Raw genomic sequence first — 23,996 nt, forward strand, 5'->3', positions numbered from 1 at the left:
CAATCGGACCACGGTGGGCCCCTTTCCATGTTGCGTGATTCAAGGGCGCGGAAGCAGGTGCTGCCACCTGTCACGGTTCCTCCCCCGGATAGGTCACGCGGGGTGGTTGAAAGCTACCACAGGATTAAAAGTATGAGTGACATTTCTAATCACTTCACCAAACTCGCAGTGACGATATTCCACAATAAAAACCCTGTCCAACGGTGTAATACCCTCACACAGCAGACTGAGGCGACGGGCCGCCCATTTCTTCCACCTGACCGGCGACACGCCGCACACAATCATTTTTGGGGAAACTCGGACAAAGATCACGGACTGACCAGGACGACGCCGCGGGCGCCTTTCTCGGCATCAGACATGATGTGGCTGACGAAGGGGTAGCTGCCGGCCTCCGGGAAGGTCAACTCGACGAAGCCACCCTGGGCCACGGCCAGGTCGAGCACCTGGGAGCCGCCCGTGCCGGTGCTGCCGCCATCACGCAGCAGGTAGTCGCCCTCCTTGAAAACGGTGTCGAACTGGCCGCCCACGACGTGGAAGGAGCTGCCCACGTTGGGGCCCGCGTCCAGCACCCAGATGCGCACCTTCTCGCCAGCCTTCGCCGTCAGCGGGCGGGCACCGTACTGGTTGGCGATGCCGTTGAAGACCACCAGGTCGGGGAACTGCGCCGCCACCTTGTCGGCGTCGGCCTCCCCGCCCTGCGCACCGAGGTAGAGCTCGGACTGCACCAGGACGTATTCCCGATCGACCGCTGAAAGCCCGGGTGGATCAATGATCACGGCGCCGAACATGCCGTTCGCCATGTGCACCGACATGGGCATCGTGCCGCAGTGGTAGAGCCAGATCCCCGAGCGGGTCGCGGTGAAACGATAGGTCAGGCTCTCCCCCGGATTGATGCTGCGCATGGGCCGATCGGGTGCGAGGGCACCCGCGTGGAAGTCGATGGAGTGCTCGATCGACCCGTCGTTGACGAAGGTGATGTCGAAGACGTCGCCGACCTTGCCGTGCAGGGTCGGGCCGGGGGCTGTGCCGTTGAACGTCCACAGGGTCTGGGTGACGCCGGGAGACACCTCGGTCTCCACGTCTTCCACCCGCATGGTCAACGTGTGCACGGTCTCCGCCTCCGCCGCCCCCAGCGCCGGGTCGCGGGCGACGAAATCGGCGTCGGGCTCACGCATCAAATCGAGATCGTCTGCCGCGCTGGACGCGCCGCCGGCGGGCGCAGAGCCGTGGTCCATCGCTGGGGAGTCGTCGCCGGACTGAGGCTCGGCTCCGACGGCCACGACCGTGAGCACCATGCCCAGGACCTTGTGGCCGGCGATGGAGCACCAGCCCTCGACGTCGGCGCCCACGATGCCGGCGTCGACCTGCCGGCTGGTGCCGGGAGCGACGGAACCGGAGACCACGCCGGTGGCGAGCACGAGGTTGTGCACCATCTCGTCGTCGTTGGTCAGGTTGATCACCAGGGTGTCGCCGACGGGCACCTCAATGGTGTCCGGGCTGAAGCGCGTGTTCTTCATGACGACGTCGACCGTGGTCGTGTGGCCGGTCGACACCCTGTCGGCGGATGCCCCGCCGCTCGCGATTCCGGCGGCGGCCGGGTCCATGGCGATCCCCAGGGATACGGCCAGAAGCAGGGCGCCGACGGCCGTGATGGTCGCACCTGTGCGGCGCGACGGGGCCGCGGCAATCCGCGGGGCGGGCGGGGCCGTCGCATCCGTCGCCTGGCGGAGCCGGCGGTTCTGCCGCAGCGCCCGCGGCATCAGGACCAGGAAGGAGGCGAGCGTGCCGACGACGAGCAGCGAGACCGTGACCTTCACCAGGCTGGGCACCGGCATCAGATAGAGGACCAGGCCGACGTTGACGACGATGACCCGGAACAGGGCACCACGATCGAGCAGGGCGGCCGTGGCCTTCGAGACCGAGGGTCCGCCGCCGAGCACGACCGGCACCAGGTAGCTGAGGGCTCCGAGCAGGATCTGCGCGGCGAAACCGACCGCGAACACGGGCACGAGCTGCCCGAGCCGGTCGGTCGCGGCTACCCAGCTCGGTGCGAACGTCACGATCAGGCCGAACCCGAGCACGCAGGCGAAGAACCAGGTGAGGGCGGCACCGATGCTCCAACCGGCGAAGGTGACGGCCGGGGACTGCCTGGCCAGGCGCACGGCCTCAACCAGCACCAGGCCGAGGCTGACCAGGTAGAGCAGAACACCCGCGGCGGCGACCAGGCGCTGGTCGATCAGCAGGCCGATCCCGAGCACCGCGAGGCCGGCTAGGAACAGAGGCAGGGTTCCGCGGGCCGAGGCGCGCGTCGTCTGCACCCGGGCGTGCAGCACAGTCGGCCAGAGCAGGGCCACCGTGCTAATCACGGTCAGGCCGACCCAGCCGAGCAGGTTGAACCCGATATGGGCGATGTACATCCGCTCCGCGGACTCACCATCGATATCGGTTCGGGCCATCAGCACGCCCAGGGTCACACCGATGGCCAACGCGATTCCGGCCGCAATGTAGTAGCGCACGAGCGGTGCGAACCGTCCCGGCAGCGCTCCCCGCGACTGCCGGAACAGCAGCAGGGCGTGGGCGAGGGCATTCGTGCCGACCAGGATGCCGCCGGCAAGCACGACCGGCCACCAGCCGCCGACAATGCCGGTGATCACGAGCACCGCTCCGAGGGTGTGCGCGCCGAGCCTCGCCCCGAGCGAGACGCGGCCGCCGGGGGCCGGATGCCGGAGCAGAGTGTCGGCGAAGTGCTGGCTCCAGACCAGGATCGCGGTGCTCACGGCGCCCAGGAACAGGAGGTGCACCATGAGCCACGGCGCGACAGGGATGAAGCGGTGGATGAGCACGGCGATGAGAGTGAGAAGGAGCCACGCCGGAGTCAGAAGCCCGGTAATGAGGTGCCACAGTCGACGGTTCATGGTGTGACTTTCAGTTTGGTGTTTGGCTGGCGCCGCGGCACGCCGCGCACCACCGAGATCACGGCCAGCAGCACGAACAGGAGCACGGCCACGATGTTGGCCACGCCGCCCCACTGCACCAGTGCCGGCAGGTCGCGCGCGTCACCGAGCAGGATGCGCACCAGCAGGGAGACGTGCAGCAGCAGCACCGGCAGGTAGAGCACCGGCCGGTACGGCAGCGGCCGGCGCAGCACGGCCGGCAGGATGGTCGGGGCGTGCGCCATGATCATCGACATCACGAACCCGAGGAAGACGGCGTGCAGCACGGCGTCATAGCCGGGACCGGAGAAGCTCGGGCCGACGATGATCCAGCTGGCGCCCACCACGAGCAGCCAGCCGTAGCCGGCCAGCAGGCACGCGGCCATGTACCGGGGCAGGCCGGTGCTGCGGATGAGCCGGGTCGCCACGTCGTGCCGGAACAGCCAGGCGACGAGACCGAGCAGCCCGAGCCCGAGAACCGGATAGCCTACCCCGGGCCAGACGAGAGCGACGACCGTGCCGAGGGTCAGGAACAGGCCGGCGGCCAGCATCCGCATTTCGGCCCGGTGGTCGACGGAGGGCGAGATGCGCGCGAGTTCGAGCCGCTCACCGGCGATCGTGAGCACCAGGTAGAGCGTCATCGCGGGCACCAGGACAGGCACGGGCACGCCGCCGAGCCACAGCACGGTTGCCGTGAGACCGAGCAGGGCACCGAGTGCCTGCACCGCGGCGGACGTCGACGGCTGCCGGAGCCAGATCGCCCGGTAGATGGCCAGCAACACGGCCGACCCGGCCACGAGGGCAAGCTGGCCGACCACCAGGGGAAGCGGCGACACGAGTGACAGGCCGCCGAGGCCCAGCAGCCCCGGCGACAGGTAGGCCCAGTTCCGGCGCACGGCGACGGCCCGCTCGAGCACGACGACGGTGCCCACGAACCCGAAGACCATCAGGGGTCCGTGCACATCCGCCAGGCGTGCGGTCACGACCGGCGCCGGGAAACCCAGCAGGAGCAGCGCACCGTCGAGCCCGGCCAGCAGAGAGAGGCCGCCGAGCAGCAGAAACGCCAGTCGCCCGTTGCCGTGCACGGTGGTGTCGAATCTCGGGAGACTAGGCGGCGCGGGTGAAGCGGATGCGCCAGGCGTCCGGGCCACGCTCCACGTACGACACGGTGAACGCTCCCGGGCGTGCCTGCTCGAGCTGCGCCAGCAGAGGCAGCGGGTCGTGCGGGGCGATCAGGTCCAGCGAGAAGCCGAGCTGGATGGCCTCCAGGGCGCCGAAAATGGCCGCGTGGCGAACCGCGTGCGGGATGGTGCGACCGTCGAGCACAATGGTCTCGGCGTCGTCATGGTTGCAGTTGCAGGTGTGTGCGCTGCTCAGGGTGATGGGTTCGGCGGTCATAGGATGAATCCTCCTCGGTGGAACGACCGAGCCGGCCGCTAATAAACAGGATACACGTCCGGTTAATTATTCCAGAATCAGACCAGGTCGGATCACGTCAGGTCACGTCGGGTCCGGTCAGGTCAGGCCCACCCAGGCGGTGGACCCGTCGACCTCGTACTGCTTCTTCCAGATCGGCACCTCGAGCTTGACGGTCTCCACCAGGCGTTCGCAGGCTTCGAATGCGACGGCGCGGTGGGCGCTTGCCGCGGCCGCGACCAGGGCCAGGTCACCGACGTCGAGGTGGCCGATGCGGTGGCTGACCGACAGGTTCACCTGCGGGTACTCGCGGGAGTACCGGGCGACGATCTCGGACAGGATGCGACCGGCATCCGGATGCGCGCTGTAATCGAGGCCGGTCACCTGCCCGGCGGCGTCGGGGTCGTGGTCGCGCACCTGGCCGATGAAGGTCACGACGGCCCCGCAGGATCCGGTCGACACGGCAGCAACGTGCGCGGCCAGGTCGAGCGGTGCCGTGGCCACCTGGTTGACGGCACCCTCGCCAGGGTTCGCGTCGTTCTCATTCACGCCGCTTCGGTCAGTCGTTCCTGCTGAATTCACACATTCAGATTACGCGCGGAAGCGGAACGAGAAACGTACTCCACTGTTCCCGGAGCATCGAGGGCTAAAAAATCTGAGGCCGAGGCCCGCTGAGCAGCCCCGGAGTCCCGTTCGGCCCCTCTCGCGGGTCGTATTCTCGTGGTGGCTGCCAGGGGTCTCGAGCTGATCCACCGCACACGCTGCGTGGCCTGCCTGTACACGGGCTCCCGCGACCTCGACCGAGGGTCATCCCCGTTCCGCGGCGCGCGGCGGGCCCGGCAAGCGACACCACCGAACGGTTACGGCCCACTCAGCTAACCGACGATCTCTGCCACAGTCGGGCAGGCCGCCTCGGCAGCCAGTTCGGCTCGGGTCTGCGCAACCGTCCAGGGCAGCGCAACCGACGGTTCGTTCCCGCGCCCAGCCGGCGCCTCGGCGATGATGGCGGCCAGCTGACGGGCCAGTGTCAGGGCGAACTGGTCACCCGCGCTCGAGTTGTTCAGCATGACCACCACGGTCATGGTCTGGTCCGGATCCGCCAGGGTCGCCGAGATGAATCCGGGGATCGATCCGGTGCGCCCGCGGAGGGGCCCGACCTGCTCCGCGCCGAGGCCGTAGCGCTGCCACGGCGGCGTCGTCACGTCTTCGTTCACGGTGTCCCACTGGGCGCTCGCCGACGACTCGGACAAGAGACCACCCGCGGCGAGAGCGCCTGCCCAGGTCCTCATGTCGGCCAGCGTCGAAACGACACCGCCCGCCACGCCGCTCATCGAATTGGAGAGCAGGGTGTTGTCGGTGATGGCCGTGCACACCGGACCGTCGGCGCCCACCGCGGCGGCGTAGCCGTGCGAGTGTGGTGCGGGGAGGTCCACATCGCCGGCGTGAGGATATGAGGTGTCGTGCAGACCGAGCGGATGGAAGATGTACTCATCGTAGAGCGCCGCCCACTGCCGGCCCGTGGCCCGCTCGAGCGCCATCCCGAGCAGCACGATTCCGGTGTTTGAGGGACCCCACACGCTGCCCGGAGCACCGGTTCGGGGCGTGGCCAGCCCCTGGGAGACGAGTTCCATCGCCGGCCAGGTGCGCAGGGGGTTGTGCACGAACTCCCCGGCCAGAACGGGACTGTAGGACCCAAGCCCCGAAGTGCCCTGGCAGAGCTGGCCAAGCGTCACGCCCGCCACACCGACGAGGCGGGGCAGGTAGGTGGAGACCGGGTCGTCGAGCGTCACGGTTCCCTCGTCGACCAACCGGAGCAGCACCGTGCAGGTCATGGCCGTGGTGTTGGTGCCGATGCGGAAGTGCATCCCGCCGGTCATCGGGGCGGAACCGCCGATTTCCGTCGTGCCGTGCGCGACGGTCCATTCGCCGGCGGCGGACCAGACCCCGACCAGAGCGCCGGAGGAACCCGATAGCGCCATCGCCTCGCCCACGGCCGCGTCCAGCTGCCCGGCGATGTCCGCCGCGATCGGCGTGCTGTTCTGGTCGACGCTGTTCCGGCCCGCGGTGCAGCCGCTCAGCACGACGGCTGCGGCGACGCCGAGTGCGAGCAGCGCACGACGACGGGTGGTGGGCTTGGTGATGGCATCCCCCAATGCTCTCCACCAGCTTGCCCTATCGGGGCCCGGGCGCCTAACCCGTGCGCGAGACAGACTCCCTACACCCGCTCGAAGATGGCGGCGAGCCCCTGGCCGCTGGCGTTTCCGGCGGTGACGGTGGCGTCGGCGTCCGTCTCCAGCAGGATCGGGCGGAGGCCGGCCAGAGCCGTCAGGCTGCTGTCGGCCCGCGGAGTTTCGTCGGCGGAGTTTCGTCGGCGGAGACCACGACCGGGCCCGTGCGGCCCGGCACCGTGACCGGCACGATCTCGTCGTCGAACCGGCCCTCGGCCACGGCGACGCATGCCCGCGCCTGCGACCGGAGAGCCAGGTCGTCCTGTTCGGTGCGGCCCATGCCGTACTCGCGGCGCAGATTCTCGGCGGTTTCGAGCATGCCGCCGGGTACCGGGTAGCGGCGCCCGCCGGCGGTCTCGCGGCCGCGGCTGAGCGCGTCCCGGAGCAGGGTTCCGGCGCCGCCGCCCACACCGAAGCGGGAGTCGACGGTGTGGAACGGGGCCTGGCTCATCGATTCGACCCCGCCGGCGACGACGACGTCGCTGACACCGGTCTGCACCTGCATAACCTGCATAGCCGCGTCGAGGATGGCCTGTAGCCCTGAGCCGCATCGCCGGTCCACCTGCACGCCGCCGACCGTCACGGGCAGGCCGGCGTTCAGTGCGGCGACGCGCGCCACGAAGGCGGCCTCCGCGGTGGGATAGCTCTGGCCGAGGATCACGTCGTCGACCACGGCCCCGTCGATTCCGGTGCGTTCGATCAGCGCCGTGATCACGGCCGCGTCAGGTCGGCCGGCGCGACCGCCCTGAAGACGCCGCCGAACCGGCCGATCGGGGTGCGTAGCGGTTCGTAGATGACGACGTCTCTCACGATGCGGCCACCGTGTTCGGAGCGGAGAGGAGCGTGTGGATGACGGTCGGCGTCCCCGGCACGAGCAGCGGCACCTCGGTGGCGGCCTGCACCTCGGCCACGGTGAGTCCCGGCGCGATCTCGCGCAGCACAAGACCCTCCGGCGTCACGTCGATCACGGCCAGGTCGGTGATGATGCGGGTCACGACGCGCTTGCCGGTCAGCGGCAGGCCGCACTCGTTCACAATCTTGAAGTCGCCGTTCTTCGCAGTGTGCTCCATCACGACGATCACGGTGTCGGCGCCGTGCACGAGATCCATCGCACCGCCCATACCCTTGATCATCTTGCCGGGCACGGCCCAGTTGGCGATGTCGCCGGTGGCGGAGACCTGCATCGCGCCAAGCACGGCCACATCGATCATTCCGCCGCGGATCATGCCGAAGCTCTGCGCGGAGTCGAAGTAGCTGGCACCGGGGTTGACCGTGATGGTCTCCTTGCCGGCGTTGATCAGCTTCGGGTCCTCCTCGCCCTCCCACGGGTACGGTCCCACCCCGAGCACCCCGTTCTCGGAATGCAGGATGACGTCCACCCCCTCCGGCAGGAAGTTGGGGATCAGCGTGGGCAGCCCGATCCCGAGGTTGACATAGCTGTCGGGGGTGAGCTCCTGCGCGGCGCGCGCGGCCATTTCATTGCGGGTCAACGGCATAATCAGCTGTCCTTTACGACGGATGCGACGGATACGACGGATGCGACGGGCCGCGGCCGGGTGGTGGTCTTCTCGATCGGCAGGTCGGCGGACTCGGCGCCGGAGAGCGCCACGATGCGGTGCACGTAGATACCGGCGAGGTGGATGGCATCCGGATCGAGCTCCCCCGGCTCGACCAGCTCGTCGACCTCGGCGATGGTGATGCGGCCGGCCATGCCGGCGACCGGGTTGAAATTGCGGGCCGACTTCTCGAACACGAGGTTGCCGTGCCGGTCGCCCTTCGCCGCGCGAACGAGGGCGAAGTCGGTGACGATGGCCTCCTCGAGCACGTACTCCTTCTCCCCACCGCGGAGCGACGCGAAGGTGCGGGTCTCCTTGGGCGGCGACGACACCGTCACCGACCCATCCGGCCCGTAGCGCCAGGGCAGCCCGCCCTCGGCGACCATGGTGCCGACGCCGCTGGCGGTGTAGAAGGCGGGGATTCCGCTGCCGCCGGCCCGGAGCCGCTCGGCCAGGGTGCCCTGCGGGGTCAGTTCCACCTCGATGTCACCGCCGAGATAGCGGCGGGCGAAGTCCTTGTTCTCGCCGATGTAGGAGGCGATCACCCGGCTGATCCGCCCTTCCCGCAGCAGTTCGCCGAGCCCCCAGCCGTCGACGCCGCAGTTGTTGGATGCGACCCGGAGGTCGGTGCTGCCCTGGGCCAGGAGCGCCCGGATCAGCAGGATCGGGACGCCGACCAGGCCGAAGCCGCCGACGGCGAGGGAGGCCCCATCCGGGATGTCGGCGACGGCAGCCGCGGCGGAGGAGTACGTCTTGTCCATGGAGTGGTCCTTCAGCTTCAGTTCGTGGTGCCGATGTCGATCGTCTTGAAGGTATCGCGTGCCACCGCCAGAGCGGAATTCGCCGCCGGCACCCCCGCGTAGATCGCGGTGTGCAGGATGGCCTCGTTGATCTCCGCGCGGGTCAGCCCATGGGTCAGGGCCGCGCGCACGTGCATGCCCAGTTCATGTTCGTGGCCGCCGGTCACCAGGCAGGCCAGGGTCAGGAAGCTGCGGGTGCGCCGATCGCGGCCGGGCCTGGTCCAGATCTCCCCCCAGACATAGCGGGTGATGAAGTCCTGGAAATCCGCCGTCTCCGGGGTGGTGCAGGGCCAGTTCGAGTCCGACAGCGCCGCCGAACGACACCCCGGCGTAGTGGAAGGCTCCCCCGCCGACCAAGTCGACCAGGGTGATCACAACGTCGGCGACCTCAGCGACGGTGACCGGTTGCCGGGCGGCTGGGCTGAGGCCGGTGCCGGTGCCGGCGTGACCGTGCCGCGGATAATGGGCTGGGTCATAGTGAGGTCCCCTTGCTCGCGGTGGATTCGAGGTACCGGGCGAGCACCCGGTCGATTCCGGCGTCCGTCTGCCTGAGGCTGAGGTCGTCATCGAACGCGGACCAGGCCCGCGATCGGAGCTCCTCGGGATGTCCCCCGGCGGTGATCAGGGCGGAGAGCACCACCCGCAGCGGGCGGTTGGTGCGGTAGCACTCCTCCGACGCGCGCTGCACGAGGGCGAACGCGGCGGCCTTGCCGAGGACCTCCGCGAGCAGGGTGGTCACCCGTTCGCTGAACACCAGGCCGTCGGTGAGGTCGAGGTTGCTGCGCATCCGTTCCAGGTCCACGTCGAGCCGGGCCGGCGCGCCACGGGGACCGTCACCGACGCCGAATTCGACGCCAACAAGGCGGAGCAGCTCGCCCGCTTCTGAGTCGCTGCGGAGTCGCTTCCGAACGATCTGAGTCTGTGCCGGTAGCGTGGGGTCCATGCTCGAGCTCATGGATGACCGGCCGGACATTCTGCTGCGCCGCGACGGGCGGCTCGCCCAGATCATCCTGAACCGCCCGGCGGCCCTGAACGCCCTGACCCACGCGATGATCCGACGGATGTCCGCGGTGCTGACCGACTGGGCCGTCGACGGTCAGGTCGAGACCGTTCTGCTGACCGGTAGCGGCGACCGGGGCCTCTGCGCCGGGGGCGACATCGTGGCGATCTACCGCAGTGCGGACGCGGGCGCGGACGATCGAGCGGACGCTGACGCCGAGGCCGCCCGGTTCTTCGCCGACGAGTACCATCTGAACGCGCAGATCCACCGGTTCGCCAAACCGTACCTGGCCGTGATGGACGGCGTCGTGCTCGGCGGCGGGGTCGGCGTCTCCGGCCATGCGAACACCCGGATCGTGACCGAGCGCACGCGGCTGGGGATGCCGGAGACCGCGATCGGCTTCGTACCCGACGTCGGCGGAAGCTGGCTGTTGTCCCATACCCCCGGTGAGCTCGGCACCCACCTCGCCCTGACCGCCGCCCTGGTCTCCGGGTCCGACGCCATCGCACTGGGCCTGGCCGACCACTTCGTGCCGAGCGACCGGCTCCCTGCCCTGGTCCGCACCCTGGCCGAGACCGACGCGGCCGAGGCGGTGCGCGCCCTGGCCGAGACTCCCCCGCCCTCCGTCCTCCTCGCCCAGCGGCACTGGATCGACGAGTGCTACGCGTCCGATGACGTGGGCGAGATCGTCGCCGCCCTGCGGCGTTCCCCGGTGGAAGCCGCACGCGACGCCGCCGCCCTCATCCTCACGAGGTCGCCGACCGCACTCGCGGTCACCCTGGCCTCGCTGCGCCGGGCCCGGCGGCTCCCGAGCCTCGACGAGGCGCTCGATCAGGAGTACCGGGTGACGCTCCGTTTCCTGCAGCGGAGCGAGCTGCAGGAGGGCATCCGGGCCCAGGTGATCGACAAGGACCGCAGCCCCCGGTGGTCGCCGGCCGGCCTCGGCGAGGTGACGGAGGCATCCGTCGCCGCGTTCTTCGCGCCGCTCGGCGAGCAGGAGCTGGGGCTCGGAATGGGGCCCGGGCTGGGGCTCGGAATGGGGCCCGGGCTGGGCGAGGTGCCCTACGTCGACGCCGACCTGATCTTCGTCACCGATCTGCTCACCCCGGGTGAGCGCGCGCGGCTGGCCGCGGCGCGATCGTTCTATCAGGCCGAGGTGCGCCCTCTCGCCGTGGACTACTGGAACCGCGCCGCGTTCCCGTTCGAGCTGCTGCCCCGCCTCGCCGCGCAGAACCTCGCCGCGACCGGTGCTGCCGCGACCAGCCATCTGCTCACCGGGCTGCTGCAGATGGAGCTGACCCGGGCCGACACCTCGATCTCCACGTTCTACGGCGTGCACCACGAGCTGTTCGCCGCCGCCATCGACGAGCTCGGCTCACCCGAGCAGCGGGAACGTCTGCTGCCGGGCCTCCTGGCCCTGGATAAGATCGGGGCCTTCGCCCTGACGGAACCGGAACACGGCTCGGACATCTCCCGCATGATGGAGACCACGGCCACCCGCAGCGGCGACGAGTGGGTGCTCAACGGCACCAAACGCTGGATCGGCAACGGCGCCATGGCCGACTACGTGCTGGTCTGGGCCCGGGACACCGCGGACGGGCAGATCAAGGGATTCATCGTCGAGACGGAGCGGCCCGGGTTCACGGCCACCCCGATCGAGAACAAGATCGCGGTGCGGATCGTGCAGAACGCCGACATCACCCTCACGGAGGTGCGGATCCCGTACACGAACTGGCTGCCGGGCAGCCAGAGCTTTCAGGACACGAACGTGCTGCTCCGGAACTCGCGGATCTGGGTGTCGTGGCAGGCGGTCGGCCAGCAGCTCGCCGCCTTCGACGTGGCCCGCGCCTATGCGCTGGAGCGGCGCCAGTTCGGCATGCCCATCGCATCCTTCCAGCTGGTGCAGGAGCAGCTCTCCCGCATGATCGGCAACGCCACCCTGTCGCTGTCGCTGATGGTGCAGATGGCGCGACTGCAGGAGAGCGGGCGGCTCACGATGGACCAGGCGGCCCTCGCGAAGGCGACCTGCACGACCCGGATGCGCGAAACGGTGGCCCTGGGCCGCGGTCTGCTCGGCGGCAACGGCATCAGCACCCGGTACGAGATGGCCAAGATCTTCGCCGACGCCGAGGCGATCTACTCCTACGAGGGCAGCTACGAGATCAACGCGCTGTTGGTCGGCCGGGCCGTGACCGGCATCTCCGCCTTCAGCTGATCACCGCTCGCCCGAACGAATTCGACGGAGATTCTGCCCGAATCGGCCCTGAAAACTGCGAAAAGGCAGTTGTGAACGAGAATCTCCGTCGAATTGGTTCAACACCGAACCTGGCGCGCATCGGCTAGGGTGTCGCGCCGGCCGCCCCGAGCGGCGGGGCAGGCGGGGCCGATTCAACCGGCGCGACCGGCGCGACCGGCGACACCGGAACCGGCGCGACCGGAACCGGCGCGACCGGAACCGGCGGCGTGGGAGCGTTCCAGGCCTTGATGACGGCCCAGCCCACGGCGGCGATCGGCACCGAGATGACCGCGCCGACGATGCCGCCCAGGATCGTGCCGGCCGTCAGTGCCAGCAGGATCACCAGGCCGTGCAGGCGCAGTGACTTGCCGAGCACCACCGGGGACAGGAAGTTGCCCTCGAGCTGGTTGACTGCGACCACGATCGTGACCACGATGATGGCGGTGGTCAGGTCGTTCGTGACGAGGGCCACCAGTGCGGCCAGGATGCCGGCGGCCGTCGCCCCGACGATGGGGATGAAGGCGCCGACGAAGACGATGACGGCGAGCGGCAGCGCCAGCGGAACCTGCAGGATCCACAGTCCGATCCCGATGAACAGGGCGTCGACGAACGCGACGATCGCCGTGCCGCGCACGTAGTTGCCGAATACCTCGACGCTGCTCACGCCGACGCGTACGGCCCGCTCGTGCCGCTTGCCGGCGAGCGGCTGGATGAGGAAGCTCCAAATGCGGGGGCCGTCCTTCAGGAAATAGAAGAGCACGACGAGGCCGAGCACCACGCCGGCCACGATCTCGGCGGCCACGGAGACCCCGACCAGGGCCCCGGACCCAAACTGGCTGCTGGTGGCGAAGTCGATGACCGACTCGCGCACCGAATCGATCTGAGCGGAATCGATCGGCAGCGTGCCGCTGGTGAGCAGTTCCTGCAGGCTGTCGAGCCCCTCGCTGGCCGAGGTGAAGAGGGTGTCCCACTCGCCACGGATGCCGAACACCACGAGGGTGACGACGCCACCGAAGACCGCGACGCTCAAGATCAGGGTGATCGCCGCGGCAAGGGATTCGTTCGCCCCGCGGGCCAGCAGGAACCGCATGAAGGGGCGCAGTGCCGACGCCACGATCAGGGCGATCAGGAGCGGGGTGAAGACCAGCTTGAGCTGCGTGATCCCGTAGATGGCCACCACCAGCAGGGCGAGGACCAGCAGGGCCTGACCGGAGCGGATGGCGGCCCGGCCGAGATAGTCCGTCCAGGACGAAGTGGGCGTGGTCATGGGGATCTCCAAACGAGGCGAACGACGGCTGAGCCACCTAGCCTAGCCAGACTGCCTAGCCAGACTGCCGGTAGCGCGTGTCGGCCGTGTGACGTACACTCCCTACATCGAACATTTGTTCTATCTATCATCCGTCGACCTGCCCGCCAGAGGAGTACACACATGTTCGCACACCTCCACGTCGCGAGCGCCTATTCCACGCACTTCGGGGTCACTCTCCCCCAGGCGCTGGTGGAGCAGACGCAGGCGCAGAACGGCTCCTTCCTGGCCCTCACCGACCGGGACGGTCTCTACGGCGCGGTCAAGCACGTGCGCGCCTGCGCGGCCGCGGGCATCCGGCCGGGGCTGGGCGCCGACCTCGCGGTGCACGACGACGACGGGCATCCGTTGGGCCGGATCGTGGTGCTCGCCCATGGCGATCTGAACGGTCGTGGCTATGCGGCCCTCTGCCGCGCGGTCAGCGCCGCCCACAACAGCGCCGCGCACAGCGCGTCGGGGCGCCCCAGCATCGCCCGCTCGCACCTCGCCGAGCTGGCCGGACTGCGCTGCCTCACCGTGCTGCTCGGCCCTACCTCCGATGTGGGCCAATCGGTCGAGCGCCGCGACACCGACGCGGCCGGCGCCTGCCTCACCGCGTGGCTGCGCGCCCTGCCGCCGCAGTCGGTGGTGGGTGAAATCGTCTGCCATCTGGCGGCGCCGGGGACTCCCGGCAGCGTGACGCCGGCCACCCGCATGCTCGCCCTCTTCGAGCACGCCGCGCTGCCCGCCGTGCTCACCAACGCCGTGCGCTACGGCACCCCCGAGGAGGCCGTCACCGCCGACCTAGCCGACGCGGCCCGCACCCTGACGGCGCTGGCGAACCTGGAGCAGCTGCAGACCAACGGCCAGGCCTGGCTGAAAACCGAAGTCGCCATGAGGCAGGTGGCGCGCATGGTCGTCGACGCCGGGCTGCACGACGACGGCGCCGTCGACCGACTGTTCCGCGACACCGAGCAGCTTGCCGAGCGGTGCAGCCTCGACCCGGACTCCGACATCGGCCTGGGTCGCCCGCGCATGCCGGAGGCACGCATCATCGGCGTCAGCGGCGACCCGCTGACCGAGCTGCACGCCCGGGCCCGGGCCGGCATCGACGACCGCTACCCCGTCACGTCGCCGGCGGGCCGGTCGCTGGCGGATGCTGCGCACGCACGTCTCGTGCACGAGCTGAAGACGGTGGAGCACCTCGGTTTCGCCGGCTACTTCCTCACCGTCGCCCGGGTGGCGGACATCATCCGGGAGATGGGCATCCGCATCCAGGCGCGCGGGTCCGGGGTGGGCTCGGTGCTCAACTACGCCCTGCACACCTCCTCCGTCGAGCCCATCTCCAACGGGCTGCTCTGGGAGCGATTCCTCTCCCCCGAGCGGCAGACCCTGCCCGACATCGACCTCGACGTCGAGTCCGCCAGAAGGCACGACGTCTATCGCACGCTCTTCGACACCTTCGGCAGCGATCGGGTGTCGCTGATGTCCATGACGAACGCCTACCGCGGCCGCGGGGCCGTGCGCGACGCCGGCCTGGCCCTCGGCATGAATCACGAGCAGGTGGCCGCGGTGGCCAAGCAGATGTGGCGCTTCAACGCGCGCGACTTCCGCCGCGCCCTGGCCGAGAAGCCCGAGCTCGAGCCGTTGGCCGCCGAGGTGCGCGCCTCCTCGCAGCTCGACCTGCTGGTCGACCTGACCGCCAAACTCGACCGGCTTCCCCGGCACATCTCCGTGCACCCCTGCGGCGTCATCCTCTCCGACGCCTCCCTGCTCGACCGCACCCCGGTGCAGGCGTCCGGCATGGGGCTGCCCATGTCCCAGTTCGACAAGCACGACATGGACCCGATGGGCCTGATCAAGCTGGACATCCTCGGTGTGCGCATGCAGTCGGCCATGGCCCACGCCGTCGAGGAACATCACCGATTGTCGGGCGAGACCATTGACCTCGACCGAATCCCACTGAACGACCCGGACACCTTCGAACTGATCCGCTCCACTCGCACCCTCGGCATCTTCCAGATCGAATCTCCCGGCCAGATGGAGCTGGTCGGCAAGCTGCAGCCCGAGGTGTTCAACGACCTCACCGTGGAGATCTCCCTGTTCCGGCCCGGGCCGATGCAGAACAACATGCCCCTGAAATACCTTCAGGCCCGGCATGGGGAGGTGATGCCCGACTACATCCACCCTCGGTTCGAGCCGTTCCTCCGGGAGACCCAGGGTGTGGTGATCTTCCACGAGCAGGTGATGCGACTGTTCGACGAACTCACCGGCTGCGGGCTCGGCCGAGCGGATGTCTTCCGCCGCCACCTTGGCAAACCGGAGCAGCTTGCCCGGATCGAGGAGTACGTGCGGATGCGTGCCCTCGAGCGCGGGTTCACCCCCGCCGTGATCGACCGCGCCTGGACGGTGCTCGCCGGGTTCGGTAGTTTCGGTTTCGCCAAGGCGCACGGGGCGGCGTTCGCCCTGCCCACCTACCAGTCCGCCTGGCTCAAGACCCACCACCCCGCGGTGTTCCTGGCCGGACTCCTCACCCACGCCCCCGGTATGTGGCCGAAAGACCTGATCGTGGCCGAGGCTCGGCTGCTCGGCGTGCCGGTACTGGGCCTGGACGTGCAACACAGCGCCCTCGACTACCGGGTGGAGCAGATCGACGGCGAGCAGTCCGACGGCGGCCGGCGCGGCATCCGTCTCGCCCTGCCGGAACTCTCCGGCTGCACGGCCGCCGAACGCGCCCGCATCGTGCGCCACCAGCCGTTCACCTCGCTGCAGGACTTCCGGGACCGGGTGCGCCCGCGGCGCAGCACGTTCGAGGCGCTCGCCCGGGTGGGAGCGCTCGACAGCTTCATCGGGTACGACCGCACCCGTCGGCACGAGCTGCTCGCCCACATCCAGTCTCTCCGCGGCACAGCGGTCACCATCCACGACGACCAGCTCGCCTTCGACGTGCCTCTGCCGGTGCTCGAATACGAGGGGTCCCGGTTCAACGCGGTGACCTCGCTCGAGCTGCGCGGCCGCAGCCAGACCGACCTCGAACTCAGGGATCTGGGCCTGGCGGTGTCCGGGCACCAGATGGCCCGGTTCTACCCGCTGTTCACGGAGCTGGGCGTCACGCCGGCCTCCGAGCTGATCAACCTGCCCGGCGGCACCGAGGTGCTCCTGGCCGGGGTGCGCCGAGCCACGAACACGCCGCCGATGCGAAACGGGCGCCGGGTGGTCTTCGTCAGCCTCGACGACGGCACCGGACCGGTCTCGAACGTCGTGTTCTTCCACGACGCCCAGGAGCGCATCGGCGGCCCGGTGTTCCACACCGGCCAACTGCTGGTGCGCGGCCGCACCCGTCGGTCCGGCGCGAAGGGCGTCTCCGTCACGGGCGAGAACCTGTGGGATCTCACGGATGTCGCCCGCCGGGTCAAGCTGCGTCACGCGGGCGAGGCGGCCGCCCGGAACGCCGACCGCGCCCACGACCTGGCCGACGAACTGGCCGAGGACCTGGCGGCCATGGCGACCACGAATGTGCACCATCTATGGCCCCGACGCACCGCCTGACCCGCGCTTACACTGGTGTCCATGACCGAGAAACAGCGCTACGACGTGCTTCGTCAGTACGCCGACTTCGAACTGCGTCACTATCCCCGCACCGTGCTGGTGCAGGTGGAGGTGGCCGGGGACTTCTCCGCGGCCGGCAACCGCGGCTTCGGGCCGCTCTTCCAATACATCAGCGGCAACAACCAGACCTCGACACGCCTCGCGATGACCGCGCCCGTGATCCAGGAGACCACGACCGCGCAGAGCCACACCGTCAGCTTCGTCCTCCCCGACGGGATGCCGCCCGCGGAGGTGCCCGTGCCCCGCAACGCGCAGGTCAGCACGAAGGAGGTCCCCGAGCGCACGGTCGCCGCCCGCCGCTTCAACGGCGGCTGGAGCGAGGAAAGGTTCGCGCAGAACGGCACCCTCCTCGTCGACGCGGTGAGCCGCGAGGGTCTCCTGCTCGCAGGCCGACCCTATTTCGCCCGCTTCGACCCACCCTGGAAGCCGGGCTTCCTCAGGCACAACGAAGCGCTCATCGCCGTCACCGTCACCGGTTCCGGTTTCGGAATCTCCTAGTCGTCGGAATTGTCCGTCGAGCTGCCGTGTTGTCGGTCATCACCCGACGCGTCGCGTAGACCATGCCCGCGAAGGCACCGGCCATGGTCAGCGGAGCCACCTCATTCGTTCCGATCACGGCCGCCGCGGTCTGCACGAGCGGGCTGCCGTCGGCGCGATGCACTCCGAAAGCCGCGGCCGTCTGAAGGATGCCGCACAGGTCCAGTTTCTTCGCCATCCCGATGAAGCCCGCATTGATCGAGCCGAGGGTGGACTCGAGCGCGCTGGAGTTTCCGCCGCTCTCCCCGGCGTCGTTTCTCGGGTTCCAGTTCTGAAAATCATAGTTCTGCGGCCCCCGACAACTGTCGTTGTACGTGCCCTGGATGGCCGGTTGAACCGGTGTGGCCACGGCAGCCTGGAATTTCGCTGCGGTGATCTTCTCGTGCTCGACCATCTCGCGCGGGATGTAGTCCCGGCGTGCCTTGTTGACTGGGTAGCCGTTGGTCTCACTGCCGGGATTGTCGAGGCGAAACTTGGCCGGGTTGCCCACGATCGCCACCAGGCTTGCGGCCTGCGGCAGGGTGAGCTCTGCGGACGTCGTGCCGAAGTAGTAGTTCGCCGCGGCCTCGATGCCGTAGACGGTGCCGCCGAAACCGGTGATGTTGAGGTACTGGCGCAGGATGTCGTTCTGGGGGAATTTCTTCTCCGCCCCGATTGCGAGGCGCATTTTCTTGATCTCGCGGGCGGGGGTGGCGGCGATGACGGCATCCCGGGCGTAGGGGCTGATCTCGTCCCAGTCGACCTCGATGCGGTTCTGATCGTAGAAAGAGGCCAGCAGCACGGAGGTGCCGTCGTTCTGGGCGGCGTAGGTGTTGCTCTTCTGGGAGAGCGGTTCTATGTCCGGGTAGCCCGGCAGACCCTCGAACACGGTGATCGAAACCACGAGGCCCAGCCCTCCGATGAGCAGAAATGCGAGTCCGCCACCGAGCCCGCAAATGCCGACCAGTCGAACCACTCCGGCTTTTCTGCGGTTGGCAGGAGGCATCCTCTGGCTTACTGCGCAGAAAAGGCGTGGCACCGCTAGAGATGCCACGCCCCGTCTGGTTCGAGTGTGATTCGCGTCTAGAAGACCGTCAAGCCCCGCGCCTCGAACTGGGCCCTCACCCGCACCAGCAGTGCCTCATCCGGAGGATGAGAGCCGTGCAGCGGGTATGGAATGTTCAGCCGGTCCCATTTGTCCTCCCCCATCTGGTGGAAGGGCAGAACCTCGACGCGCTGCACGTTCGGCCAGCGCGACACGATCTCGGCGACGGCGTCGACGTTGTCGACGTTGTCGGTCAGACCCGGGACGAGAACGAAACGCGCCCAGACGGGAATGTTCCGCTCGCTCAGGCGGTCACCGAATGCGATCGTCGGAGCGAGGTCTCGGCCGGTCACCTCTTTGTACGTCTCGGGGATGCCGGACTTGACGTCGAGCAGCACGAGGTCGAGGTTGTCCAGCAGCGTGTCCGACGCGCTCTTGCCCAGGAACCCGGAGGTGTCCAGGGTGGTGTGCACGCCGAGCTTGTGGCACTCCTCGAAGAGTCGAGTCACAAAGGCAGGCTGCATGAGCGGTTCGCCACCGGAGATGGTCAGCCCTCCGCCGGTCGAGTCGAAGACGCCCTTATAGCGCTTGACCCTGGCGACGAGGTCGTCCAGCGTGGTGAGCAACCCATCCTTCATCTTCCAGGTGTCCGGGTTGTGGCAGTACTGGCAGCGCAGCAGACACCCGGAAAGGAAGAGTGTCATTCGCGTGCCGGGACCGTCAACGGCGGTGACCAGTTCCCACGAGTGGACACTGGCGACCGATCCGTTGTGAATCGCCTCCATTTCGAGGTGGTGGAGTTCAGCCAGTTCGGCTTGTTCACTGCTCACGGATGAACCGTCCACCAGGGCGATCGCCGCGCCGGCGCTGGGCAGACCGAGGTTTACTGCTGGCATTGTCTCGTCCTACTCAGCGTCGCCGCGTTGATATCAGTGATCAGTGCGAGTGGAACGTGCGGCTGATGACATCCATCTGCTGCTCGCGGGTCAGGCGGACGAAGTTCACCGCGTAGCCGGACACGCGAATCGTCAGCTGCGGGTAGTTCTCCGGGTGCGCCATGGCGTCTTCGAGAGTGTCGCGGTTGAGCACGTTCACGTTGATGTGATAGCCGGTTGCCGACGTGAACGCGTCGATGAGGCCGACCAGGCTGGTGATCTGCTCTTCCTTGGTGTGGCCGAGACCACTGGGAACCACCGTGTTGGTCAGCGAGATGCCGTCCTGCGCTTCACTGTAGGGGAGCTTGGCGACGCTGAGCGCCGACGCGAGCATCCCGTGGGTGTCGCGGCCGTTCATCGGGTTGGCACCCGGAGCGAACGACTCGCCCTTGCGGCGACCATCCGGCGTGTTGCCGGTGGCCTTGCCGTAGACCACGTTGGACGTGATCGTCAGGATCGACTGGGTGTGGATGGCGTCGCGGTAGGTCGGGTGCTTGCGGATCATTTTCATGAACCGCTCCATCACGTCGACGGCGATGGTGTCGACGCGGTCGTCATCGTTGCCGAACTGGGGGAACTCGCCCTCGATCGTGTAGTCGACGACCAGGCCGGTCTCGTCCCGCACCGGGCGGACCGTGGCGTACTTGATGGCCGACAGGGAGTCGGCGACCACACTCAGGCCGGCGATTCCGCAAGCCATCGTGCGGATGATCTCCTTGTCGTGCAGCGCCATTTCGAGACGCTCGTAGGCATACTTGTCGTGCATGTAGTGAATACAGTTCAAAGCCGTGACGTAGGTCTCGGCGAGCCACTCGAGCGTTTCCAGGTAGGCCGGGAAGACGGTGTCGTAGGAAAGCACCTCGTCGGCGTTCGGCGTGGTGGCCGGGGCAACCTGCTTGCCGGACACCTCGTCTTTTCCACCGTTGATCGAGTACAGCAGCGCCTTGACGGCGTTGACGCGTGCACCGAAGAACTGCATCTGCTTGCCGACGCGCATGGGAGAGACGCAGCAGGCGATCGCGGCGTCGTCACCCATCTCGGCGCGGATGATCTCGTCGGACTCGAACTGGATGGCCGAGGTGTCGATCGACACCTGCGCACAGAAACGCTTGAAGCCCTCGGGCAGGGCGTCGCTCCAGAGAACGGTGAGGTTCGGCTCGGGCGCTGCGCCGATGTTGTAAAGCGTCTGCAGGAAACGGAACGTGGTCTTGGTGACGAGCGGGCGGCCGTCTTCACCGATGCCGGCGAGCGACTCGGTGACCCAGGTCGGGTCGCCGGCGAAAATCTCGTCGTATTCGGGGGTGCGCAGGAAGCGCACGATGCGCAGCTTGATGACGAGGTCGTCGATCAGCTCCTGGGCGCCCTCTTCGGTCAGGGTGCCGGCGACGAGTTCGCGCTCGATGTAGGTGTCGAGGAAGGCCGCGTTGCGGCCGAACGACATTGCAGCACCGTTCTGTTCCTTGACGGCGCCGAGGTAGGCGAAGTAGAGCCATTGCACGGCTTCGCGCGCGGTGGTGGCCGGCTTGGAGATGTCGGAGCCGTAGGAGGCCGCCATCTGGATGAGTTCCTTGAGGGCCCGGATCTGCTCCGAGTTTTCCTCGCGGGCGCGAATGATGTCCTCGGTCGAGGGCTCCATGTCGAGCTCGGCGCGGTCGTTCTTCTTGCCCGAGATGAGGGCATCGACGCCGTAGAGGGCGACACGGCGGTAGTCGCCGATGATACGGCCGCGGCCGTAGGCGTCGGGCAGTCCGGTGATCAGGTGGCTGTTTCGTGCGCGACGGACCCCGGGAGGGTAGACGTCGAAGACGGCGGTGTTGTGAGTCTTGCGGTAATCGGTAAAGACTTTTTCAAGTTCGGGAGACACGGGGTAGCCGTAGGTCTCGAGCGAGGTGGCAACCATGCGCCACCCGCCGAAAGGCATAATGGCGCGCTTGAGCGGAGCATCCGTCTGCAGTCCGACGATTACCTCGTTTGCCTGGTCGATGTAGCCCGGAGCGTGGGCCGTAATGGACGACGGCGTGGTGGCGTCGACGTCGTAGACGCCTTTACGGCGTTCCTCGGGGAACATCTCGGACAGCTTGGCCCAGATCCCCGTGGTGCGTGCGGTCGCTCCGACAAGGAAGCTCGAGTCGCCCAGGTAGGGGGTGTAATTGCGCTGGATGAAATCGCGCAGATCGATCGAATCCTGCCAGGGGCCGGAGGCGAAGTCAGTCCGACCGGCATCATCCGTTCCGCTGCGAACACCTTCAGTGATTGTCATGTAGATTGCTCTCCTCGTGGGATCGAGACACCCTCCGCGAAAGTGTCTCTCCCGCAGTCGGGCCGAGAGAGCAGGACCACGAGGCTCCGGCTAATGCAACGATGCACCGTGTGACTTGCCCTCTTTTCCAACACTACTCCCGTCAGACCCACCCGAACGCGAAATTTATGAGATTGCATCCATTGATGCATTTATAGATAGGTGCATGTGTGACTAAGGTTGAGGCATGAGCTTCCTCCCGATGTCCCGCGGAGCCGCCAGGCCCCCCGCCGCGGCCCCCTCCGCCGTCGACCGGATCTACACGACCGTCGCCGACGCCATCATCTCCGGCACCTTGGCCGCAAGCTCGCTGATCACCGAGGGCGAAATTGCCGAGGCCCTCTCCACCAGCCGCACCCCCGTGCGGGAGGCCTTCCTCGAACTCCAAGCTCACGGGCTCCTGACGCTCTTCCCCAAGAAGGGCGCGGTCGTCACAGCCCTGGGCGACACGGAGACGGCCGAGCTGCTACAGGTGCGCGTCATGCTGGAGAACACGGCGGTGACCCTGCTCAGCGAGCGGCCGGACGACATCCCGGGCGTCGACGCCGAGTTGCAGGACCTTATTCGGGTCCAGTCCGACGCCGCCCTGGCCGGCGACCTGCTCACGTTCGCCCGGGCCGACCACCGGTTCCATGCCCGCATCGTCGACGAGACGCGTAACCGGGTCATCGACGGGATCTACACCCGGCTCGGCCCCAGGCTTGAGCGCCTCGTGCACCGGGCAGCCCTGCGCGACCTGCGCAACCTCGACCGTCTGGTGGCCGAACACCGAATCCTTGCCCACCACCTGCGCGGCGGCGACACCCTCGCCTACGAGGTCGCTCTGCGCCAGCACGTCGAAGACGGTCATCACGCGCAGCTGGCGCCCTGACCGTCCCCCACCTTCCCGCACCTGCTTTTCAGAAAAGACCCATGACTTTCCGCCGTACCGTTCCCGCCTGGCAGCTCGCCGCTCCTGCCCTGTTCGTCATGGCTTGGGGTGGGAACCACTTCACGCCCCTCCTGCACATGTATGAATCGCTCGGCCACTATTCCGTCGTCATGACCGACCTCTTCCTCGGCTTCTACGTGGTGGGCCTGGTCCCCGGGCTGCTGCTCGCCGGCGCACTCTCGGACCGCTACGGGCGCAAACCCTTGACCCTGGCAGGCGTCGTCCTGGGAATTCTCGCCAGCATCCTGCTGGGTCTGGGATTCTCAAGCGGGATCATGCTCTCCGCCGGGCGCCTGCTGGCGGGGCTGAGCGTCGCCGTGGCGATGGCGGTGGGAACCGCGTGGCTCAAGGAACTGTCCAGCCCGCCGTTCGACAACCAGGCCGGCCGCACGGCAGGGGCACGGCGGCCTTCACTCACCCTCACGGTCGGGTTCGGGCTCGGGGCCGGGGTGGCCGGAGTGCTCGCGCAGTGGGGGCCGATGCCGACCCTCTCCCCTTATGTCGTGCACATCGTGCTCAGCCTGCTTGTGCTCCCCCGCCTGCTGAGGGCCCCGGAGACCGTGCCGCGCTACCGGGCACACCGGCCCTTCTGGCAGGACCTGGCGGTTCCGCTGGCCGGACACCGCCGCTTCGTGCGCGTGATCATTCCGTCAGCTCCCTGGGTCTTCGGCGCCGCCGGCATCGCCTACGCGATCATGCCCACTCTGGTCCAGGACCAACTCGGCAGCCTCAACCTCGCCTACGCGACCCTGCTCACGGTTGTGACCCTCGGCACCGGCGCGCTCGTGCAACCGCAGGTGGCTCGGATCAACCGGGTCACCGATGGGCGTGCACTCATGGTCGGGATGTCCGTGATGCTGCTGGGAGTGGGTCTCAGCGTGGCCACGGCGATCGTGCTGTCCCCGGTGCTCGCGTTCCTCACGGCCGTCGTGCTCGGCGCCGCCTACGGTGTGAGCATCGTGGCCGGGCTCGTGGAGATCCAGAAGATCTCCACGGCGGCCGACCTGGCGGGCATCACCGGGGTCTACTACAGCCTCACCTACATCGGCTTCCTGCTGCCGGTCGCCTTCGCCTGGCTCAATGCCGTGGCCGGTTACCCGGTGCTTCTGAGCATTCTGTTCGTGGTCTGCGCGCTCTGCCTGGCCCTGGTGGCGAACGGGATGCGCCGGCGCGTCACCGAGTAGGCGGCACCTGGATTATCGTCATC

At 68.2% G+C, this 23,996-nt stretch carries 19 protein-coding genes; 5 read left to right on the forward strand and 14 right to left on the reverse strand.

What is annotated here, in order from left to right; all coding sequences use genetic code 11:
* Positions 1–308: 308 nt before the first annotated feature.
* From E3T25_RS11780 to E3T25_RS11825, 10 genes are all read right to left on the reverse strand, one after another.
* Complete coding sequence (locus tag E3T25_RS11780; protein WP_134374399.1) at positions 309–2,915, reverse strand: multicopper oxidase domain-containing protein; 2,607 nt, start codon at positions 2,913–2,915, stop codon at positions 309–311.
* Positions 2,912–4,018: a hypothetical protein gene (locus tag E3T25_RS11785; RefSeq protein ID WP_233191430.1), complete on the reverse strand. Its 1,107-nt coding sequence runs from the start codon at positions 4,016–4,018 to the stop codon at positions 2,912–2,914. Before E3T25_RS11785 ends, E3T25_RS11780 begins: the two co-directional genes overlap by 4 nt.
* A gap of 22 nt (positions 4,019–4,040) precedes the next feature.
* Complete coding sequence (locus tag E3T25_RS11790; protein WP_104101381.1) at positions 4,041–4,331, reverse strand: DUF2249 domain-containing protein; 291 nt, start codon at positions 4,329–4,331, stop codon at positions 4,041–4,043.
* A gap of 117 nt (positions 4,332–4,448) precedes the next feature.
* Positions 4,449–4,898 carry a molybdenum cofactor biosynthesis protein MoaE gene (locus tag E3T25_RS11795; protein WP_104101383.1) on the reverse strand — a complete coding sequence of 150 codons (450 nt, stop codon included), beginning with the start codon at positions 4,896–4,898 and terminating at the stop codon, positions 4,449–4,451.
* Positions 4,899–5,224: 326 nt separating this feature from the next.
* Positions 5,225–6,502, reverse strand: coding sequence for a serine hydrolase domain-containing protein (locus E3T25_RS11800; RefSeq protein ID WP_134374400.1), 1,278 nt, complete (start codon positions 6,500–6,502; stop codon positions 5,225–5,227).
* Positions 6,503–6,674: 172 nt separating this feature from the next.
* Positions 6,675–7,292 carry a thiolase family protein gene (locus E3T25_RS11805; RefSeq protein WP_241980822.1) on the reverse strand — a complete coding sequence of 206 codons (618 nt, stop codon included), beginning with the start codon at positions 7,290–7,292 and terminating at the stop codon, positions 6,675–6,677.
* A 91-nt stretch (positions 7,293–7,383) separates the two neighbouring features.
* On the reverse strand, positions 7,384–8,073 hold the full coding sequence (locus tag E3T25_RS11810; protein ID WP_134374402.1) for a CoA transferase subunit B: 690 nt from the start codon (positions 8,071–8,073) through the stop codon (positions 7,384–7,386).
* Positions 8,074–8,075: 2 nt separating this feature from the next.
* Entirely contained in the window at positions 8,076–8,894 is an 819-nt protein-coding gene (locus tag E3T25_RS11815) for a CoA transferase subunit A (RefSeq protein ID WP_134374404.1), read from the reverse strand.
* Between the two features lie 17 nt (positions 8,895–8,911).
* Complete coding sequence (locus tag E3T25_RS11820) at positions 8,912–9,241, reverse strand: carboxymuconolactone decarboxylase family protein (protein WP_134374406.1); 330 nt, start codon at positions 9,239–9,241, stop codon at positions 8,912–8,914.
* 164 nt (positions 9,242–9,405) lie between these two features.
* Entirely contained in the window at positions 9,406–9,876 is a 471-nt protein-coding gene (locus E3T25_RS11825; RefSeq protein ID WP_134374408.1) for a hypothetical protein, read from the reverse strand.
* Between E3T25_RS11825 and E3T25_RS17810 the strand changes: the two genes are divergently transcribed.
* Complete coding sequence (locus E3T25_RS17810; protein ID WP_338145479.1) at positions 9,875–12,148, forward strand: 3-hydroxyisobutyryl-CoA hydrolase; 2,274 nt, start codon at positions 9,875–9,877, stop codon at positions 12,146–12,148. The genes E3T25_RS11825 and E3T25_RS17810 overlap by 2 nt on opposite strands.
* Before the next feature lie 124 nt (positions 12,149–12,272).
* On the opposite strand, the gene E3T25_RS11840 is transcribed toward E3T25_RS17810, so the two are convergent.
* Complete coding sequence (locus E3T25_RS11840; RefSeq protein WP_134374410.1) at positions 12,273–13,436, reverse strand: AI-2E family transporter; 1,164 nt, start codon at positions 13,434–13,436, stop codon at positions 12,273–12,275.
* 162 nt (positions 13,437–13,598) lie between these two features.
* Here E3T25_RS11840 and E3T25_RS11845 point away from each other — a divergent pair, with 162 nt between their 5' ends.
* Both E3T25_RS11845 and E3T25_RS11850 read left to right on the forward strand, forming a co-directional pair.
* A complete protein-coding gene (locus E3T25_RS11845) occupies positions 13,599–17,003 on the forward strand; it encodes a DNA polymerase III subunit alpha (protein WP_134374412.1) in 3,405 nt (1,134 codons plus the stop codon).
* Positions 17,004–17,024: 21 nt separating this feature from the next.
* Positions 17,025–17,561: an SOUL family heme-binding protein gene (locus E3T25_RS11850; protein ID WP_134374414.1), complete on the forward strand. Its 537-nt coding sequence runs from the start codon at positions 17,025–17,027 to the stop codon at positions 17,559–17,561.
* Here E3T25_RS11850 and E3T25_RS11855 read toward each other — a convergent pair.
* The 3 genes from E3T25_RS11855 to pflB all read right to left on the reverse strand — a co-directional run bounded on the left by E3T25_RS11855 (position 17,533) and on the right by pflB (position 21,819).
* Positions 17,533–18,555, reverse strand: a complete 1,023-nt coding sequence (locus E3T25_RS11855; RefSeq protein ID WP_166786001.1) for a biosynthetic peptidoglycan transglycosylase — start codon at positions 18,553–18,555, stop codon at positions 17,533–17,535. The genes E3T25_RS11850 and E3T25_RS11855 overlap by 29 nt on opposite strands.
* Positions 18,556–18,662: 107 nt before the next feature.
* Entirely contained in the window at positions 18,663–19,520 is an 858-nt protein-coding gene (gene pflA / locus E3T25_RS11860; RefSeq protein ID WP_134374418.1) for a pyruvate formate-lyase-activating protein, read from the reverse strand.
* A gap of 40 nt (positions 19,521–19,560) precedes the next feature.
* On the reverse strand, positions 19,561–21,819 hold the full coding sequence (pflB, locus tag E3T25_RS11865) for a formate C-acetyltransferase (protein ID WP_134342363.1): 2,259 nt from the start codon (positions 21,817–21,819) through the stop codon (positions 19,561–19,563).
* Between the two features lie 226 nt (positions 21,820–22,045).
* On the opposite strand from pflB, the gene E3T25_RS11870 reads away from it, so the two are divergent.
* A complete protein-coding gene (locus E3T25_RS11870; protein ID WP_134374420.1) occupies positions 22,046–22,729 on the forward strand; it encodes a GntR family transcriptional regulator in 684 nt (227 codons plus the stop codon).
* A gap of 41 nt (positions 22,730–22,770) precedes the next feature.
* The gene (locus E3T25_RS11875) at positions 22,771–23,973 is read left to right on the forward strand and encodes an MFS transporter (protein WP_134374422.1); all 1,203 of its coding nucleotides are present in this window, start codon (positions 22,771–22,773) and stop codon (positions 23,971–23,973) included.
* Positions 23,974–23,996 lie beyond the last annotated feature (23 nt).

The sequence above is a fragment of the Cryobacterium sandaracinum genome (assembly GCF_004403415.1).
GTDB lineage: Bacteria > Actinomycetota > Actinomycetes > Actinomycetales > Microbacteriaceae > Cryobacterium > Cryobacterium sandaracinum.